Source organism: Bartonella sp. ML70XJBT, assembly GCF_028618425.1.
Taxonomy (GTDB): Bacteria; Pseudomonadota; Alphaproteobacteria; order Rhizobiales; family Rhizobiaceae; genus Bartonella.
In genome coordinates this window covers 156,987-175,847 of the sequence record NZ_JAQISX010000002.1, presented here as the reverse complement: position 1 = coordinate 175,847, position 18,861 = coordinate 156,987, and the positions used below count along the sequence as shown (strand labels likewise).

At 34.7% G+C, this 18,861-nt stretch carries 15 protein-coding genes, 1 tRNA gene and 1 pseudogene; 13 read left to right on the top strand and 4 right to left on the bottom strand.

Annotated elements, in window-relative coordinates:
• Positions 1-3: 3 nt before the first annotated feature.
• Both map and sfsA read right to left on the bottom strand, forming a co-directional pair.
• Positions 4-834, bottom strand: coding sequence for a type I methionyl aminopeptidase (gene map, locus PVV65_RS01610; RefSeq protein ID WP_273754150.1), 831 nt, complete (start codon positions 832-834; stop codon positions 4-6).
• Entirely contained in the window at positions 827-1,543 is a 717-nt protein-coding gene (gene sfsA, locus PVV65_RS01605; protein ID WP_273788949.1) for a DNA/RNA nuclease SfsA, read from the bottom strand. Before sfsA ends, map begins: the two co-directional genes overlap by 8 nt.
• Positions 1,544-1,842: 299 nt before the next feature.
• On the opposite strand from sfsA, the pseudogene PVV65_RS01600 reads away from it, so the two are divergent.
• The 4 genes and pseudogenes from PVV65_RS01600 to ttcA all read left to right on the top strand — a co-directional run bounded on the left by PVV65_RS01600 (position 1,843) and on the right by ttcA (position 5,423).
• Positions 1,843-2,701, top strand: a pseudogene (locus PVV65_RS01600) (RNA methyltransferase).
• Positions 2,673-3,500, top strand: coding sequence for a glutamate racemase (murI, locus tag PVV65_RS01595; protein WP_273788948.1), 828 nt, complete (start codon positions 2,673-2,675; stop codon positions 3,498-3,500). Before PVV65_RS01600 ends, murI begins: the two are co-directional and overlap by 29 nt.
• A gap of 171 nt (positions 3,501-3,671) precedes the next feature.
• Positions 3,672-4,289 (top strand): 30S ribosomal protein S4, encoded by a 618-nt coding sequence (rpsD, locus tag PVV65_RS01590; protein WP_273788947.1) that lies wholly within the window; start codon positions 3,672-3,674, stop codon positions 4,287-4,289.
• A 261-nt stretch (positions 4,290-4,550) separates the two neighbouring features.
• Positions 4,551-5,423 (top strand): tRNA 2-thiocytidine(32) synthetase TtcA, encoded by an 873-nt coding sequence (ttcA, locus tag PVV65_RS01585; RefSeq protein WP_273788946.1) that lies wholly within the window; start codon positions 4,551-4,553, stop codon positions 5,421-5,423.
• Positions 5,424-5,957: 534 nt separating this feature from the next.
• On the opposite strand, the gene rimO is transcribed toward ttcA, so the two are convergent.
• Together rimO and lexA are read right to left on the bottom strand one after the other, a co-directional pair.
• On the bottom strand, positions 5,958-7,271 hold the full coding sequence (gene rimO / locus PVV65_RS01580; RefSeq protein ID WP_273788945.1) for a 30S ribosomal protein S12 methylthiotransferase RimO: 1,314 nt from the start codon (positions 7,269-7,271) through the stop codon (positions 5,958-5,960).
• A gap of 464 nt (positions 7,272-7,735) precedes the next feature.
• Entirely contained in the window at positions 7,736-8,449 is a 714-nt protein-coding gene (gene lexA, locus PVV65_RS01575; RefSeq protein WP_273754161.1) for a transcriptional repressor LexA, read from the bottom strand.
• 1,270 nt (positions 8,450-9,719) lie between these two features.
• Between lexA and PVV65_RS01570 the strand changes: the two genes are divergently transcribed.
• The 9 genes from PVV65_RS01570 (at position 9,720) to PVV65_RS01530 (ending at position 18,754) form a co-directional block, all read left to right on the top strand.
• Positions 9,720-9,795 (top strand) — tRNA-Lys (locus PVV65_RS01570).
• Between the two features lie 580 nt (positions 9,796-10,375).
• The gene (locus PVV65_RS01565) at positions 10,376-11,272 is read left to right on the top strand and encodes a septal ring lytic transglycosylase RlpA family protein (RefSeq protein ID WP_273788944.1); all 897 of its coding nucleotides are present in this window, start codon (positions 10,376-10,378) and stop codon (positions 11,270-11,272) included.
• 922 nt (positions 11,273-12,194) lie between these two features.
• On the top strand, positions 12,195-13,358 hold the full coding sequence (locus PVV65_RS01560) for a D-alanyl-D-alanine carboxypeptidase family protein (RefSeq protein ID WP_273788990.1): 1,164 nt from the start codon (positions 12,195-12,197) through the stop codon (positions 13,356-13,358).
• Between the two features lie 29 nt (positions 13,359-13,387).
• Positions 13,388-14,032: a dTMP kinase gene (gene tmk / locus PVV65_RS01555; protein WP_273788943.1), complete on the top strand. Its 645-nt coding sequence runs from the start codon at positions 13,388-13,390 to the stop codon at positions 14,030-14,032.
• Positions 14,029-15,075, top strand: coding sequence for a DNA polymerase III subunit delta' (locus tag PVV65_RS01550; protein ID WP_273788942.1), 1,047 nt, complete (start codon positions 14,029-14,031; stop codon positions 15,073-15,075). Before tmk ends, PVV65_RS01550 begins: the two co-directional genes overlap by 4 nt.
• Positions 15,076-15,151: 76 nt before the next feature.
• Positions 15,152-16,711, top strand: a complete 1,560-nt coding sequence (metG, locus tag PVV65_RS01545) for a methionine--tRNA ligase (RefSeq protein WP_273788941.1) — start codon at positions 15,152-15,154, stop codon at positions 16,709-16,711.
• Complete coding sequence (locus tag PVV65_RS01540) at positions 16,701-17,474, top strand: TatD family hydrolase (RefSeq protein ID WP_273754168.1); 774 nt, start codon at positions 16,701-16,703, stop codon at positions 17,472-17,474. The genes metG and PVV65_RS01540 overlap by 11 nt, the downstream gene beginning before the upstream one ends.
• Positions 17,475-17,484: 10 nt before the next feature.
• Positions 17,485-18,294, top strand: a complete 810-nt coding sequence (locus tag PVV65_RS01535; protein ID WP_273788940.1) for an MBL fold metallo-hydrolase — start codon at positions 17,485-17,487, stop codon at positions 18,292-18,294.
• Between the two features lie 103 nt (positions 18,295-18,397).
• Positions 18,398-18,754, top strand: a complete 357-nt coding sequence (locus tag PVV65_RS01530) for a hypothetical protein (protein WP_273788939.1) — start codon at positions 18,398-18,400, stop codon at positions 18,752-18,754.
• Positions 18,755-18,861: the final 107 nt, after the last annotated feature.

Below are 18,861 nucleotides of genomic sequence, written 5' to 3'. Positions count from 1 at the left end.
GGATTAGATCTGCGAATTTGGAATATAAAAGATATTTTTAGGCGATTGTGTAAATATTTCATACCCTTCATTTGTGACACCAATTGTATGCTCATATTGTGCTGTCAAAGAGCGATCACGAGTAACAGCAGTCCAACCGTCAGATAAAATTTTAACTTGTGGCTTACCAAGATTAATCATAGGCTCAATTGTAAAGATCATCCCTTGTTTTAATTCGATTCCTTCTCCAGGATTTCCATAATGAAGAATATTGGGGGTATCATGAAACAGTTGACCGATACCATGTCCGCAAAAATCTCTCACAATTGAGCACCGTTCAGATTCTGCATACTGTTGAATGGCAGCACCAATATCCCCTGTCGTTGCTCCAGGTTTAACGACAGCAATGCCCCTCATAAGACTTTCATAGGTTATTTGTAAAAGGCGTTCTGCAGCACGTCTAATTTTTCCAACAGGATACATCCGGCTTGAATCACCATGCCAACCATCAAGAATAAAGGTCACATCAACATTCACAATATCGCCTTCTTGCAAGGGTCTTTTATTAGGAATACCATGACAGACAACGTGATTGATAGATGTGCAGCATGAATGATTGTATCCATGATAATTTAGGTCAGCAGGAAGAGCTCCTTTTTGGGCACCAAAAGTAAATACAAAATCATCAATTTCTTGCGTAGTGACACCAGGTTTAATAAGATCCGTAAGTGCATCAAGACATTCTGCAGCAATACGACCAACTTCACGCATTTTAGCGAAAGCATAGTCATCGAAAATGCGAATTTTCCCGTTAAATTTTAAAGGGGCTTTATTATATTCAATATATTCAATCATTGTTTTTTCTGTTTTCTATTTTTACTCTCTCAATCGGAAAAATACCTTCTACACTTAACTGACATTTTACAGCATAACATTCTACCCCCGATTTTAATGCTAAATCAAATTTACGTCCATAGAGTGGATCAAGGTCATGACAGATGGTAAAAGCTGCACAATCTTCTCGTTGAATAATATAAAGCATAGCAGCTCGTTTTCCTTGTTGTACGACCTGTATGAGCTCATCAAGGTGATGGGCTCCTCGTTTTGTTACGCTGTCTGGAAATTCTGCTAATCCTTTTTTACGAATAAAATGGACATTTTTGACTTCTAGGTAACAATCAGGAAGAATGTCATCCCGTAAAAGAAAATCAATGCGCGATTGTGTTCCATAGCGTTGCTCTTTTAAAATTGTTTTATATCCACTTAATTCAGGTATCAATCCGTTTTGAATTGCTTCTAATGCAAGTTTATTAGGTAAAGCGGTATTAATACCAACTAAAGTATTATCAGATTCGACAATTTCTAATTGATAGGCATATTTTCTCTTGGTATTTTTATGATATGAAAGCCAAATATTGGCGTTGGAAGCTGTCAATCCAAGCATTGATCCTGTGTTTGGTACCGACACAGTGAAGATGTGTTGGTCATCCTGTTTAACATCTGCAAGGAAACGTTTATAACGACGGATAAGCTTTGCAGGAAAAAGTTTGGGAATAAAGTACATATTTCTTTTTTAGGATTTATAATTTCATAATTCAACTGAGATTATGATTTGTAAGAGCTATTCCCATTTAAAAAATAAAATTGATGTAAAAAACGCCATGATATCTTATATAAATTGTTATAAACTTCATCGTTCACTTTAATGGCTTTTAAAATTTTTATGAGAGAAATCTATACTCTTTGAATGGAAGGATAACATTGCCTATAATTTATTATTAAGCAACATTAGAGTACTGTGAAGAAGGTTACGTTAAAAAAATAGTGGAGAGAGAAATCGTTAAATGAAACTAGGTAAGGTTGATGGCTGGAACGAATAAGAATCGTGAAAATTTAACAAATGGACCCATTATTATTTTAGTTGAACCGCAGCTTCCAGAAAATATTGGCATGGTCGCAAGGGCAATGGCAAATTTTGGGCTTTCTAAGCTTCGGCTCGTCAAACCTCGAGAAACATTTCCAAATGAAAAAGCTAGAGCTGCAGCAAGTAAAGCTGATCATGTCATTAACAACACCGTGATTTTTGACACATTGCGTGATTCAATTGCAGATTTACATTATGTTTTTGCGACAACAGCCCGTGAAAGATGCGGATTTAAAACTGTAAAAAGTGCTGTCGAAGCAGCAAATGTACTCCGTCAGCGTGAGAATATCGGACATAAAACAGGTATTGTCTTTGGAAGAGAGAGATGGGGACTAGAAAATAATGAAATTAGCCTTGTGGATGAAATCATCACTTTTCCAGTTAATCCTGCTTTTGCGTCACTTAATATTGCACAAGCGGTTCTTTTGATGTCTTATGAATGGATGAAAGCAGGTCTAGAACATGTGAGCGATACGGCATTTCATGCAGTAAAGATGGAGCCTGCAAATAAAGCAGCCTTTCATGGTTTTTTATCTCAATTGGAAGAGGCTTTGGATATCCGTGGGTATTTTAGGCCCCGAGAACGAAAAGAGGTTATGCTTACAAATTTACGCTCTGTTTTTACGCGTGCTAACTTTAGTGAATCTGAGGTTCGCTTATTGCGAGGCGTTATATCTTCATTGGATCATTTTTCTCCACAATATCCACGGGGGAGTAGAGCCCCTAACGAGCGTGATCGTCAAAAAATTAAAAACAAGTGTGAAAACTAATGGATGTACGACCTGTTCTTTTTTTTGATAGTGGTATTGGTGGTTTAACAGTGTTGAGGGAAGCGCGCATTTTTATTCCTGAAATACAATTTATTTATGTAGCTGATGACGCAGGGTTTCCTTATGGTAATTGGGAAGAAAATGTTCTTAAAGAACGCATTTTAAAGATTTTTACAAATCTTTTAGCACGCTATAATCCCGCCTTATGTGTAATTGCTTGCAACACTGTTTCTACATTGATGATGGCAGATCTACGACAGAATTTCCCTCATGTTCTTTTTGTGGGAACGGTTCCTGCAATTAAATCAGCTGCTGAGCAAACGAAATCTGGTTTTATTTCCGTATTAGCGACTCCTGGAACGGTTAAACGTGCCTATACAAATGAATTAATTAACTCTTTTGCTGGACAGTGTCATGTTAAGCTTGTAGGAAGTGAAAAGCTTGCTGGATTTGCTGAAGATTATTTACGGGGAAAATCTATCAATTTAGAAGTGTTAAGAAAAGAAATCTTGCCATGTTTTGTGGAAAAAAATGGCAAATATACTGATGTTATTGTTTTAGCCTGCACGCATTATCCTTTTTTGATTAACTTCTTTCGTGAACAAGCTCTATGGTCCGTTGACTGGATTGATCCAGCAAAAGCGATCGCCAAACATATCAGGTCATTATTGCCCTTGTCGAAAAAAATACATCAGCACCCCGTAAAGAAATATCAAGATTTTGCATTGCTGACATCGAAAAATATCACTTCTTCAACGGAGAATTTGTTAAAAGGATTTGGCTTAAAACTGATGAAAAGAGTTGACTTTGGGATACGGGATCAATAAAGATACTCCAGCTTTTTCTTTCAAGAAAATAGCTGTCATTGACGTGTCCCGTGGATAGCTTTGCATAATTGGTATGTTAAGCTATTCTGTCAGTCTTTTATGTTTAAAGGCAGAGGAGGGCGCGTTTCCTTGGGATCTTCAGATCTCGTGTTTTATTTTAAAGGAAATGCGATGAGTAAACGCGAAACAACAAAATATAAAATTGATCGACGTATGGGAGAAAATATTTGGGGTCGTCCAAAATCTCCTGTCAATCGTCGTGATTATGGTCCAGGTCAGCATGGGCAGCGCCGTAAAGGAAAACTTTCTGACTATGGGGTGCAATTGCGCGCTAAACAGAAGTTGAAGGGGTTTTATGGCGATATTTCAGAAAAGCAATTTCATAAAACTTATGTGGAAGCTGCTCGTCGTCGAGGTGATACAGGTGAAAATCTTATCGGTCTTTTAGAATCGCGTTTGGATGCTGTTGTCTATCGTGCAAAATTTGTGCCTACGATTTTTGCTTCTCGCCAATTTATTAATCATGGTCATGTGAATGTAAATGGGCGACGTACAAATATTCAATCGTATCGTTGTAAGCCAGGTGATGTTATTGAGGTTCGGGAAAAATCAAAACAACTTGTGTTGGTTTTAGAATCAGTACAGTTAGCGGAACGTGATGTTCCCGATTATATTGAAGCAGATCATAAACATATGAAAGCGATCTTTACACGTATTCCTGCCTTTGCAGATGTTCCTTATGCTGTGCAAATGGAACCTAATTTGGTCGTTGAATTTTATTCTCGATAATTTTTTATGAGAAAAGTTGTTTCTCTTCTATTATTATAACTTCAAACTGTTGTGTTGTTTTTATAATCTTTGAAGTTAGAAAGTATTTTCAAATGGTTCTATATTAAGTTTATTACACTATTCTAGTGTTATAAGCTTATATAGTTCCATTTCTTTTTTTCGTATCTGTTTTTATAAAGTTAAAAAACTTAAATGTAAGCTTGCTTTATATTTATTTCTATCTTTGCAATATGAGCTATTACTTGTGCAGGATATGGTCTTATGAATGATGTTTCCGTTGAATATCAGGCAATAGAAGAAAACGAAGAGGATGATCTTTTGGCAAGCAAAGCAGATGATTGTCATCCAATATTTCGGCGCGCTCCTTCAAGTGTGGAATTTAATAAATTGCGCAAACGACTTTTGCGTCATATGCGACAAGCTTTGGATGATTTTTCTATGCTTTCTACTGGAAAAAAATGGCTTGTTGCTTTATCGGGCGGAAAAGACTCTTATGGCTTATTAGCACTTCTTTTAGATTTAAAGTGGCGTGGTCTTTTACCTGTTGAAATTCTTGCTTGTAATCTTGATCAGGGGCAACCAGGTTTCCCTAAACATATTCTTCCAGACTTTTTCACTTCTTATAAAATTCCCTATCGTATTGAATATCAAGATACTTATTCCATTGTTACAGATAAATTGGCAGAAACACAGACATATTGTTCACTTTGTTCTCGATTGCGACGTGGTAACCTCTATCGCATTGCACGTGAGGAGGGCTGTTCGGCATTAGTTTTGGGGCATCACCGTGATGATGTTTTGGAAACGTTTTTTATGAATTTGTTTCATGGTGGTCGATTAGCCGCTATGCCTGGAAAACTTAAAAATGATGAAGGTGATCTTTTTGTGTTACGTCCTCTTGTCTATGTCGCTGAGGAAGATATGGAAAAATTTGCTCAAGCAATGCAATTTCCAATTATTCCTTGTAATCTTTGCGGTAGTCAAGATGGTTTACAACGTAATGCAATGAAAGAAATGCTGAAAAATATCGAAAGACAAATGCCAGGACGTAAAGATACAATGATTCGCGCTTTAACGAATGTACGCCCAAGTCACTTACTTGATAAGAAGTTCTTTGATTTTAAAATGTATTAATAAAAATGAGATCTAAAAAATAAGTTTAATCAGTTTAAGATAAGGTACTTATTTATAATGATAATTTATTGCTTTGCAATTTAACAATCGTAGGAGTTTTATTTTAAATTTTCTTATTTTATCTATAAAAAAACATCCCCCCACATATCACAAGTGAAGCTCTTGTACTTATAAACACAATTTAAAAAGCTTTCTTTAAAGAACCAATAACTATCATAATATTGAAAATGGGAAAATGATATAAATTATTGGTTTTCTCTTTTTTAATGTAAAAATGAGAGAACTTTGTAGATTTTATCTTATCCTGTTGTGCCGTAAATCACCATTATTTAGAACAATAAACCAAAATTGTTTTAAGAACTTGATAAAAATAAGTATTTTTAGAATGTACAGTGATCCTTCAGGGAAGGGATTGCTTATAAATTCTCGTGAAGTGAGTCACACAAGTAACCCAACCCTATTGTAAACTGGTGCTTTTTTATAAACTAACTCTGATGGAAAACTTCGTCATTGGGATGAAAATAAGTTCAATTTTTAAACGGCTATACCATAAAGGTCATAGGCATCAGATTGTTCAATTTTAACGGTGACAAATTCACCGACACGCAAGGGGCGTCGTGATGATATGTGGACAATACCATCTATTTCTGGAGCATCGTATTGACTACGTCCTTTGGCAACTTTTCTTTGACTTTCATCGATAAGGACTTGGAGTCTTTTTCCAATTTTTTTCTTTAAAAGATGTGTAGAAATTTGTTGTTGTTTTGCCATAAAACGATGCCAGCGGTTTTCTTTTATGTCTTCAGGAATATTTTCTAATCCCAAATCATTTGCAACGGCTCCTTTTACTTCTTCATATTTAAAGCATCCAGCGCGTTCAATTTTCGCTTCTTCTAACCATTCTAGAAGCATATTAAAATCCTCATTTGTTTCGCCTGGAAATCCAACAATAAATGTTGATCGTAAGGTGAGATCTGGACATATTTTTCGCCACTTTTCAATTCTACGGTTTGTTTTTTCCATAAGAGCAGGACGCTTCATATGACGCAAAACAGTCGGTGATGCATGCTGAAAAGGTATATCCAGATAAGGGAGAATTTTTTTTGCCGCCATAAGTTCGATAATCTCATCCACATGGGGATAAGGATAAACGTAATGCATACGCACCCAAATGCCCATATTACCTAGTTCGCGACAAAGGTCAAAGAATTTTGTTTTGATTGTTCGACCTTTCCAAGAATTTTCGAGATATTTAAGGTCAATACCATAAGCACTTGTATCTTGTGAAATAACCAAGAGCTCTTTTACACCTGCTTGTACAAGTTTTTCAGCTTCTCGAAGAACATCACTGATGGGACGTGAAGTGAGATCACCACGCAGTGTAGGGATGATACAAAAACTACAGCTGTTAGAACATCCTTCAGAAATCTTTAAATAGGCATAATGGCGTGGTGTTAAACGAATACCTTGGGGAGGAACTAAATCAAGAAAAGGATCATGAACAGGGGGAATTGCTGTATGAACAGCTTGTATAACACTTTCATAAGCTTGTGGTCCTGTAATGGCCAATACATTAGGGTATTCTTGGCGAATAACCTCAGGATCAGCACCAAGACACCCTGTTACAATCACTTTTCCATTTTTTTTGAGAGCTTCATCAATATTGGCTAATGATTCTTTTCTGGCAGAGTCAAGAAAACCACAGGTATTCACAATAACGACATCAGCTCCTTGATGTTGACGCGAAATTTCATACCCTTCAGAACGGAGACTTGTAATAATTCGCTCAGAATCTACAAGTGCTTTTGGGCATCCGAGAGAGACAAAACTAATACGAGGTGCTATCATGATGATCCTATAATTACTGTGAACGATTGCGTTTCGCTTTTATTGACTTTAAAAGTAAGAAATGTTCTTTATTTTTATAGATAACAATCTGTTATAAATTTATTTTATTTTTTTTCTAGATTATTTTGTGTGTGCTTACAAATTTATTTTATTACACTGTCAAATGCTGTTTTGAGGGCGATGATATTAAGACAGACTCCTTCAAAGCATTCAAGATCTTTTAGAGTATTTGGTGAATATTTTAAAGCTTACTTGTCGAGCCTTGTATTAAGTGAACAACATATGAGAGAAAAAGAGAACCAAAACTCACTCGATAAGGTTTTAAATTTGTTTATAAACCGAATTGGTTGAATCCTTTGGTTGTAGGAAGAAAGTCAACTGCGTGTGGCACAATATCAAAAAATACTCAGCAGTTTTTTTACTACATTTTATTGCGATATTTATCGCGTATATAGGTGTGTTTTTTAATATTTGCGAATAAGTCCGGTAAGTTTACCTTGTATTTCTACACGTTCGGATTTGTATGTACGTACTTCGTAGTGAGGATTGGCGGCTTCTAATGCAACAGAGGTTCCTTTGCGTCGATAACGTTTTAATGTTGCCTCTTTTTTATCAATAAATGCGATAATAATTTCACCTGATATTGCTGTATTTTGACGTTTCACAATAATCGTATCTTTATCAAGGATACCAGCCTCCACCATAGAATTATCTTTAACTTCTAATGCATAGTGCTCACCTGTATTAACCATATCGTGTGGAAGAGAAAGTGTGCTTGTTTGTTGCAGTATAGCAGAGGCGGGTACACTCGCAGAAATACGTCCCATAATGGGAATTGTGGTATTTTTTTTTTCTTCTTCCTCAAAATTTTCAAGATTAGCTAAGTTTGTTGATATTTTTCTTTTATTTTTTTCTATCATACTGGGAGAAATCTTACGTGCTAAAGAAAGGCTAAATGTTATTTTCTCAGGGAGTCGAATCACCTCTATTGCACGAGCACGATTGGGTAAACGACGTATAAAACCTCGCTGTTCTAAGGCTACAATGAGCTTATGAATGCCAGACTTTGAAGAAAGTTCTAAAGCATTTTTCATTTCTTCAAAAGAAGGGGGAACACCTGTTTCTTTTACATGATTGTGAATAAACAAGAGGAGCTCATATTGTTTACATGTCAGCATTCAATGTTCCAATCAAAAGAATAAAAAAGATTACAGTAAAAAAACAAGTGTATATTATAATAATTCTAAATTTATTTTGCTAAATCAAAATTATTTTCTTTAATTTTTGATCTTATAAGTGAAGTTAATGAGGTAACATGTTTATTTATAGACATATTTAATATATGATAAGTATGAAATTTATTTTAATAAATTTATCATAATATTATTTATATATTATAAAACTATAATAATATTAAATGACATATAAAAAATATTTTGTAGCTCTGAATGAATTATTCAATACCCAATTTTGTGGTCAGAGTTATTCTTTTATTTTTTGTATATCTACGTGTTTTATAATTTTCTCATATAAAAAGTTAAATAAAATAGATTATTTCAATAGCGTGACGGATCACTTTATGTATATTTAGAATTATTTTTCACATTGTTTCTGTTGTTTTTTATTGTTTAGTCAAATTATCTATAGCTAGAATAATAAGCATAATTTAGAGTCATGTCAGATATTTTCAATGAGACCAAATTTTTTTGTTTAACATCTGCTTTATTCTATAAAATAGTTGGCTTTCGTTATAGAATCATCGTGCCTGAATAAAAGCCACCTCCTCAAAATGCCATTGTTGCTCATTCGCATATTTATTAAAAATAAGATATCTCTTAATGTGCCGCTTTCCTCAAGATGATCTTGCAAATAACATAAGATCTATTGTGCAACGCTATCTTTACATCTCAAAAGCTTTACACTACCATAGCTATTTTACCGCCCCTCATGTTATGATAATTTCTGCTTATTGAAAGAAAATACAAAAGACATTTTCATTTCTTTTTTAATCGATTTATTCTTCTCTTTGTATTGAGAGAGAAAATGATAAATTATTATAAATCAATATGTTATTTTATAAATCTCGTTCATGCTTAAAAATTAAAACATAAAGATATAAAAGTAATATAGAGTAGGAAGTATTTTTCTGCTCTATCCATGATGCTTAATAGCCTATGTGTGGAGAGAGGGAGGGACTTTTTTGTAATTTGAGCATTTCTAATCTATAAAATATTTTTTATCGTTAAATTATTTTTGCATCGAGATTTCAAAAAGAAGATCAAAGAGCAACTCTACAATGACGAAGAAAGGAAAAAAACGGAAAATTATTGATAACTAAAAAAAATAATAATATTTTTTTCAAAAAGTGTTGACCAAATGAAAAGTCAACCGTATGTTCCCTTCACTTTCTGCAAACTAGATAGTCTGCAAACTAAATAGCTTGTGTGAGAGCGCGTAGCTCAGCTGGTAGAGCAACTGACTTTTAATCAGTAGGTCCAGGGTTCGAATCCCTGCGCGCTCACCAACTCTAAAGAATCTCAATAGGCTATACAAAAATTTAAGAATCTTTTTTATTTTGATTTTTTTTATTTTTTTAACTGCCCTAATTTGGGGGAAGCTTTTTTATTGATTCTGTAGCCAATCCTTTTCTCGCAGCTTTTTTCTATAGAGTTCTCCTCTGCCCAATCCGAAAGTGCTTTAGAACTTGCGATATAATTACACCTGCGCTGATAGCAAGTGTGGCTACACGTTTTCGTAATTCATGGGCTGTTTTTAATACCCGCCGCATTACATGAAATAAGTTGGTAAAATCGTCATACTTATTTACAATTTGTATTTATTCACAACTTATCATATAAAATAGATTTTCTATAACTTATTGATTTATATAGTTTTTATTTTTTTATACTTTTATATAGCGCATTTATTTTTTATGACAATCATAAAATAGTTAACAATATGTTAATTTTTTGATAAAAGAGGCGAGTTCAAGGATGGTATATGCGCGAGGGATATCATTTAAAAGCGTGAATTCTTCTCTCGCGTGCAAGAAGCGTGATGTGGTTTTTACAGCAGTACTTAACAGAAATAAGTGGACTGAATAGATGCCTTCAAATAGTAAAAAGAAATTTACTTCTATTATCAAACAAACATTTCAATTATTTTCTATGATCGTTATTTCTCAATCATTGGTGTCTTGTTGCTCAAGCGAAACCGCACATTTTTCAATAAAAGATTTCTATCATAATAAACCAATTGACGTAAATACTTCTGTTCTACCGAAAAAAATATCCAATAATAAAAATCAATCAGAAACCAAAAAACGTGGGCGAGCGATTGTTGGTAAACCTTACCAGATAAAAGGAAAGTGGTATTATCCTGAAAATGATCCAACGTATGCACGTGTTGGCGAAGCATCATGGTATGGTTCGGATTTTCACGGGCGTTTAACGGCAAATGGTGAAATTTATGACATGAATCTTTTGACTGCTGCTCATCCTACAATGCCTTTGCCTAGCTATGCTCGTGTTACTAATTTGAAAAATGGATCCTCACTCATTGTTAGAGTGAATGATCGCGGACCTTTTATGAAAGACCGTATCATTGATTTATCAAAGCAAGCTGCGACAATACTTGGTTATGTAGATAGGGGCGTCGCAGATGTTAAAGTAGAATATATTGCTGAAGCACCTATTGGTTATTATGATGATGCATATTTAATGGCCTCTTATACTCCTGGAAATGCTGCTTCATATTCATTAGCGTTAGAAAAGGTTTCGAAAAAAAGAGAAACTGTTTTGTTCAAGGAGCACAATATAGAAAACAGAGAAAAGTTAGCTAAAGCAGATTCTGTTTTACAGGAGAAACATAATAAAGCTGTTGCAGTAAAATTACCAGAAATTGGTCCTATCATGGTTAATAAGCCAGTGCCATTTGATCAAGTTGCTTCTGTAAATAAACTAAACAAAAGAACAAAGCTCAATTGGTTACAACTTTTTTAAAAAATCTGTTGATTTTTAATCGATATCATTTTCAAATTAAACTATTAAAAAAGGGGAAGAGTGTTACTATTAATAATTTAAGGTATCTCTCCAATCCGTTGCCGATCTTTTTTAGTTTTATGACTGTATTTGCTCATCAAACACGAACTTTTTCTGTGGTGACAGCTTTTACCAAATGAAGGTAAGAGGATTGTATGAACCTGTTGGTGTAATTATCTGAAATGATTGCACAGTCTAATTGGTAAAGAATATAAAAGCTAAAAAGCAAAAAATATTCCCTTTTGATTTGACTTTGCGGCCTTCGATAGCCACCCAAGGTAATAATATCTTATGAAGAGATTATGTATTTCCTCATGCTTTTTTACTGATTTCTTGATGGAGTAACTCTCTTCACTTAAACTAAACACCTCAAACAAAATACCCTTTTGCGTTGTCAATTCACACGTGCTCGTTTTAAGGAGACATATCTGGCTCTCAAGCCTATTTTATGACAGCGTTCGTAAAGAATAAAATTGTAAAGCCATTAGGCATCCCCCTTATTTACATGTATGAAACTTAAACGAAATACCATCATACATTTTGCAAAACTCTTATGTTTTGCAATAATCCTTGGCAGTTGAGAAATTTATAAAAAGTATTTTTACTCTCTCTTTAATAATCTTCACCCTTATACTAACTCTACTTATAGAGGGTAAAAGAGTGATTTTAATTGATTCAAAAAGGAAAAAATCAAAAGAGAATTTTACAATATTTGGGTCAGCTTTAAGTTTAAAAAGTGATCACTTGTCATAAATAAATTAATATCCTACCCATGAAAAAGATAAAACCTCATGTTGTCAATAATTTCCCGATTTACAGAAATAAAAGAGTTCTTTCCTATATAATGATTCTTTGTATTGATTTTGGGATGGGAGGAGCGGCTATGTGTACAACATTAAGGGTCTTATTGACCTTATGGGGAATATTAGCATTTAACCCGTGCGGAAGAGCACAAGATTTTCAAACTTCTGCCTCACAAGTGTTGTTACTTGATGATGATACAGAAACAATACTTTATGAAAAACAAAGTGATATTCCTTTTTTTCCTGCTTCATTAGCAAAATTAATGACAGCGGAAGTCGTCTTTCATCAATTAAAGGAGGGATTGTTAAGAAGTACCCAAAAATTCAAGGTTAGTGAAAATGCTTGGCGCAAGGGTGGGGCACCTTCCGGTACAACCACTATGTTTGCAAAAATAAAGACAGAAATCAGTGTGTCTGATCTTTTGCGTGGTTTAATTATTATGAATGGAAATGATGCTGCTATTATCCTTGCTGAAGGAATATCCGGAGATGAGTCTCATTTTACAAAGCTGATGAATCAGCGCGCTAGAATAATTGGACTATCTGAAAGCCATTTTGTTAATGCAACAGGGTTTCCCGAAGAGGGACAATTTGTAACAGTGCGCGATATGATTATATTAGCGCGTTATATTGCTAAGGAATATCCAGATTATTATACACTTTATCGTGAGCCTCATTTTACGTGGAATAATATTTTTCAACGAAATAAAAACCCTCTTATTTCTAGGGAAATAGGTGTAGAAGGATTTGGTTTTGGCTACAGTGAAAAAGAAGGATTTTCAATGGTTGCCACCATTTATAAAAATCATCGGCGTCTTTTTTTAGCAATCAATGGTTTGCAAGATGGTAAAAAACATACAAAGGAAATAGAACGTATTCTTCAATGGGGAATGACAGCTTTTGATCTCAAAACGATTTTTACAAAGGAAAAAATGGTTGGTCGTGCTTCTGTTTATGGCGGTAAAGAAAATTTTGTTCCACTTATTGTTAAAAAGCCGATAAGTTTTATGCTTTCAAATGAAAAAGAAGTCAATGTTAAAGCAAAAATTAAATATCATGGACCATTGAAAGCACCCATTATTTTAGGGCAATCAGTTGGGGTTATTCAAATTTTAGAAGATAAACAGGTTCTTTTGGAAAGACCAGTTTTTGCCGGCGAAAATGTTCGAGAAGGAAGTTTCTTTACAAAAGTAAAAGATGCATTCTATGAAATAACAATTGGATGGTTACGGAAATATTTATAGTTACGCGCTAATAGAATTAAGGTTTATACGTGTCAGGTTATTTTATCACATTCGAAGGAGGGGACGGGGTAGGAAAAACAGTGCAAATTTCTTTACTTGCTGAATATCTCTCTTACCAAGGTTATGATGTTGTTACAACGCGAGAACCAGGAGGAACACCAGGGGCTGAAGCAATCCGGCATATTTTGTTGTCAGGGCAGGCACAACAATATGGACCGTTGATTGAAGCTGTTTTGTTTACAGCAGCACGCACCGACCATGTTGCCGAGATTATTGCGCCTTCTTTGCAAAAAGGTAAAATCGTTTTATGTGATCGCTTTATTGATTCTACACGCGTTTATCAAGGGCTCAATGAAACCGTCAATTCTTCTCTTCTTTCTGTTTTAGAGTGTATTGCACTCAATGGTATCATGCCTCATTTAACATTTTTATTAGATATGCCAGCAGCGTGTGGTATAAAGCGTGCAAATTTGCGAAGAAAAAAAACAGAAGCAATCGATTATTTTGAAAAAGATAAGTTAGAAATTCAAGAACAAAGGCGTCAAGCTTTTCTTCAATTGGCCAAACAAGAGCCACAGAGATTTCGCGTTATTGATGCGAGTGTCTCGGTGGAAGTTGTTGCGAATCAAATAAAAAATTTTTGTCATCAGATATTGTTGGATCAATTTTCATGAGTGATGTCATAAATATCTTACGCCAATATGATGATATTGATACAATTTTATCTCCGTCCCAGAATAACGTTATTTTTGGTCATGAAGATGTTCGTCACTTTTTGACACAAATGCTTAAAGAAGGGCGTTTGCATCATGCGTTATTATTTGAAGGAGAATATGGAATTGGAAAAGCGACATTAGCGTTTCATCTTGCTTGGAATATTTTAAGTTCTCAAAAGGGAAATTTCTTAAAACCCGATCTTCATTCTATTCCATGGCGCCAAATTACACAGGGGAGTCATCCTGGTCTTTTGTATATTTCACGTCGATTTGATGTAAAAACACAAAAGTTTAAAACAGGAATACTCATTGATGATATCCGTGATGTTATGCATTTTTTAAGCCGAACATCGCAAGATAATGGATGGCGTATTATTATTATTGATTCTGCAGACGATATGAATAGAAATGCAGCCAATGCAATTCTTAAAATACTTGAAGAACCTCCTGTAAAGACTCTTTTTATTATTATCGCGCATTCTTCAGGAAGATTACTTCCAACCATTCATTCACGGTGTCAAAAAATTTCTTTTCGCCCGTTGAGTCATGATGAAATGAAAAAAGTCATTACACATATTTTCAGCAATCAGGATTTACCTGATGAAAAAACGATTGAAATAATTATTAAAAAATCCAAAGGAAGTCCTCGAAAAGCGGCTTTACTTATTTGTCATGGTGGTTTTGAAATTATTAAAACAATTGATTCTCTGCTAGAGCAACCTATTTGTAATGCAACGATTGTACACACGCTTGCTCAAACACTTTCATCTGTTTCTTCCCCATTCCAATTTCAACAATTTTGTGATGAAATTCTTGATAAAACTCAACAAAAAGCTCTCATGCTCGTTGAAAAAGGAAATTTATTTCTCTCAAAAAAATATGCGCAAAAATGGCAGGAGATTCATCAAGAAATAGAGGAAATACAATTGTTTAATCTCGATAAGAAGCAGTTTGTTATTAACTTACTTTTTAGAGTTCATAAGATCATTCATGAAGTTTAGTTTTTCCGTGACAATGTGATGAACAGGCGTTATGTCATTATATCTTTTATTTATAGCGTTTTACAACGAGTACGACATGTGTGACACATATTACATAACAACTCCCATTTTTTATCCTAATGGTAATCCGCATATTGGGCATGCCTATAGTGCCATTGCAAGTGATGTCTTAGCCCGTTTTCAACGATTAAACGGAAAAAATGTATTTTTTCTTTCTGGTACAGATGAGCATGGTCTAAAGATGCAACAGACCGCAGCAACATTGGGCATGACACCTCAGCAACTTGCAGATCGTAATAGTGCTGTGTTTCAAAAAATGCTTACGGTATTAAATTGTTCTAACGATGATTTCATCCGCACGACAGAAGAGCGCCATTCTCAAACGTGTCAAGAAATTTGGAAAAAGATGGAAGAGAATGGCGATATTTATCTTGGCCATTATAAGGGGTGGTATTCGGTTCGCCAAGAAGCCTATTATGAAGAGAAAGACACGGAAATTGGACCCGATAATATTCGTCGTGAGAAGGAATTAGGTTCTCCTGTTGAATGGAATGAAGAAGAAAGTTATTTTTTTAAACTTTCTCGTTATGAAAAGGCGCTTCTTGAATATTATGAAAAACATCCTGATTTTATTGCTCCCTTCGAGCGGCGTAATGAAATTATAAGTTTTATCAAATCGGGTTTAAAAGATATTTCTATTTCACGGACAAATTTTAATTGGGGAGTTGCTGTTCCTGATAATCCCAAACACGTAATGTATGTTTGGGTTGACGCGCTTACAAATTACCTATCAGCAATTGATTTTTTTAATAAAAATTCAAAAAAACGTGATTTTTGGCCTGCAAATACGCATATCATTGGTAAGGATATTATTCGTTTTCATGCCGTTTATTGGCCAGCATTTTTAATGTCTGCTGGAGTTGAATTGCCTAAAAATATTTTTGCACATGGTTTTTTACTTAATCGTGGTGCAAAAATGTCAAAATCTGTTGGAAATGTCGTTGATCCTTTTGAAATGGTTGATCATTATGGACTTGATCAGGTTCGTTATTTTCTGCTTCGTGAAGTGCCCTTTGGACATGATGGTAGTTATAACCATGAAAACCTTGTGAGCCGTATTAATGCCGATCTTGCTAATGATCTTGGTAATTTAGCACAGCGTTCCTTATCTATGATTGCCAAGAATTGTGATGCAAAGGTTCCTAGACCCGCTGCATTTTTAGTTCAAGATAAACAGCTTTTAGAACAATCTCTTCAAGTGCTTGAAGCCGTGCACCAAGCAATGTCTTCTCATAGTATGCATTTAGCTCTTTCAGCTATTTTTTCACTTATAGCAGATGCCAATCGCTATTTTGCCAACGAACAGCCTTGGAGTTTACGAAAGAATGATCAAGAGCGTTTTTTTACAGTCCTTTATATAACTGTCGAAATCTTGCGACGAATAGGAATTATGCTTTTGCCTTTCATTCCCCAGTCAGCAACAAAACTTCTTAATAGCCTTGCGGTTGCTGAAAATGATCGGTTGTTGTATCATATAAGCCATACAAAAATTCAAGAAGGGCTTGATCTTCCACCACCAGAACCAATTTTCCCTCGTTATCTCTTGAAGAAAGAAGATTCTCATCATGCTCATTGATACACATTGTCATCTTGATTTTGAAGATTTTTCACAAGATTTGGATAATGTTATCCAACGGGCTTTTGATGCTGACGTTAGACGTATGATCACAATTTCAACCCATGTTCGTAAGTTAGATAAACTGTTAGCTATTGCGCAAAACTATGATCAAGTCTTTTGTTCCGTTGGAACCCATCCTAATCATGCGCATGAAGAACAAGATATTACAGCCAAAGAGCTTATACAACTCTCAAAACACCCTAAAATTGTTGCATTTGGGGAAGGGGGGCTTGATTACCATTATGATTATTCTACACCAGAAGAGCAAAAGAAAGTATTCCAAGAACATATCATTGCTTCTCGAGAAACACAGATTCCTCTTGTTATACATTCACGCAATGCAGATATCGATATGGAGAAAATTTTACGCGAACAGATAAAGCTAGGGGCTTTTCCTTTTATTCTTCATTGTTATTCATCTGGAATGCAGCTTGCTCGTGCTGGCATTGAACTTGGGGGTTATATTTCTTTTTCAGGTATTCTTACTTTTAAAAATGCATTTGAAATCCGTGAAATAGCAAAAATTGTGCCCCATGAGCAGTTGCTGGTGGAAACAGATGCACCATTTTTAGCCCCCACTCCTTACCGGGGTAAAACCAATGAACCATCTTTTGTATGCTATACAGCAGCTATTTTAGCTGAAACAATTGGTTTAAGTATTGAAGAAACAGCGCAGATAACAACCCGGAATGCTTTTCGTTTATTTAGCAAAATGAAATAAGGCAAAAGCTATGTGCGATCAGTACCGATTTACAATATTAGGCTGTGGTCCCTCTCCAGGTGTCCCACGCCCCAATGGTGATTGGGGTATATGTGATCCCAATAACCCTAAAAATAAACGCTACAGAAGTTCTTTATTAGTTGAACGCATTAAATCATCAGAAAAAAAAACAACGGTCGTTATTGATACAGGTCCAGATTTTCGCTCACAAATGATCGATGCCCGTGTAAGTCATCTTGATGCTGCTCTTTACACGCATTCTCATGCAGACCATATCCACGGTATTGACGATTTACGCAGCTATGCCCTTGCACAAAAATGTTTAATCGATATCTATGCAGATAGGTTTACATTAGAGCATCTCAAGAATGCTTTCGGATATTGTTTTCAAACACCAAAAGATTCCTCTTATTCACCCATCTTAAAAGAACATCTTATCAATGAAGATAGCCAGTTTATTATTCAGGGGCAGGGGGGCGAAATAAGCGTTAATACGCATTTACAATACCATGGAAATATTCATTCCTTAGGTTTTCGTATTGGAAATGTTGCATATTGTACAGATGTTAGTGAGTTTCCTGCAAAAACATTATCCAAATTAATGGATTTGGATGTTCTTATCATTGAAGCCCTTCAATTTAAACCTCATCCGAGTCATTTTTCTGTTGATCAAGCATTACAATGGATAGAATATTTAAAGCCCAAACAAGCCATACTTACACATATGGACAGATCGCTAGATTACAATAAGGTTGTCAATTACGTTCCTGCTTATGTAAAGCCTGCATATCAAGGTCTTATTTTTGAAACAGATATATAAATAAAAAGTACCTTTTTAAAATTATCCTTTATTTTATCTTATTTTTGTCATAATTGGCATTTTTGGATTATCTTCTTATTTATCTTAAAGATGAGGTTTTTTTATGCATAATGTTAAGCAAGTAATGTATATTATAGTTTTAGCAGTTTTCTTGTCAGCATGTGGTGGGCGTTTAGAAAAAAATATTTCAGTTACTACAATACATGATGGAACAATGAGTTGTGCTGATATTCAACGAGAGTTTCTTGCTAATAAACGTCAAATCGATGCTACAATTGCAGAGCGTTCTAAAACAAGAAATAAAAATGTAGCTTTAGCAGCTGCAGGTCTCTTTTTTCTACCTGCCTTTTTCTTTATAGATGCAAAATCAAATGAAAGTAATGAAATTTCAGCTTTAAATAATCGTAATGCTGTTTTGAGTGATCTTGCACATATGAAACGTTGTAAATTAGTACAATAATTTTTCTTGTTGTTTTTTGGCTTTAAGTAGTTTTGCTTTTTTACTTAAAGCCAATTTTTATCATAATCACATTATTGCATAATATATATTATGGAACTTTTAATGAG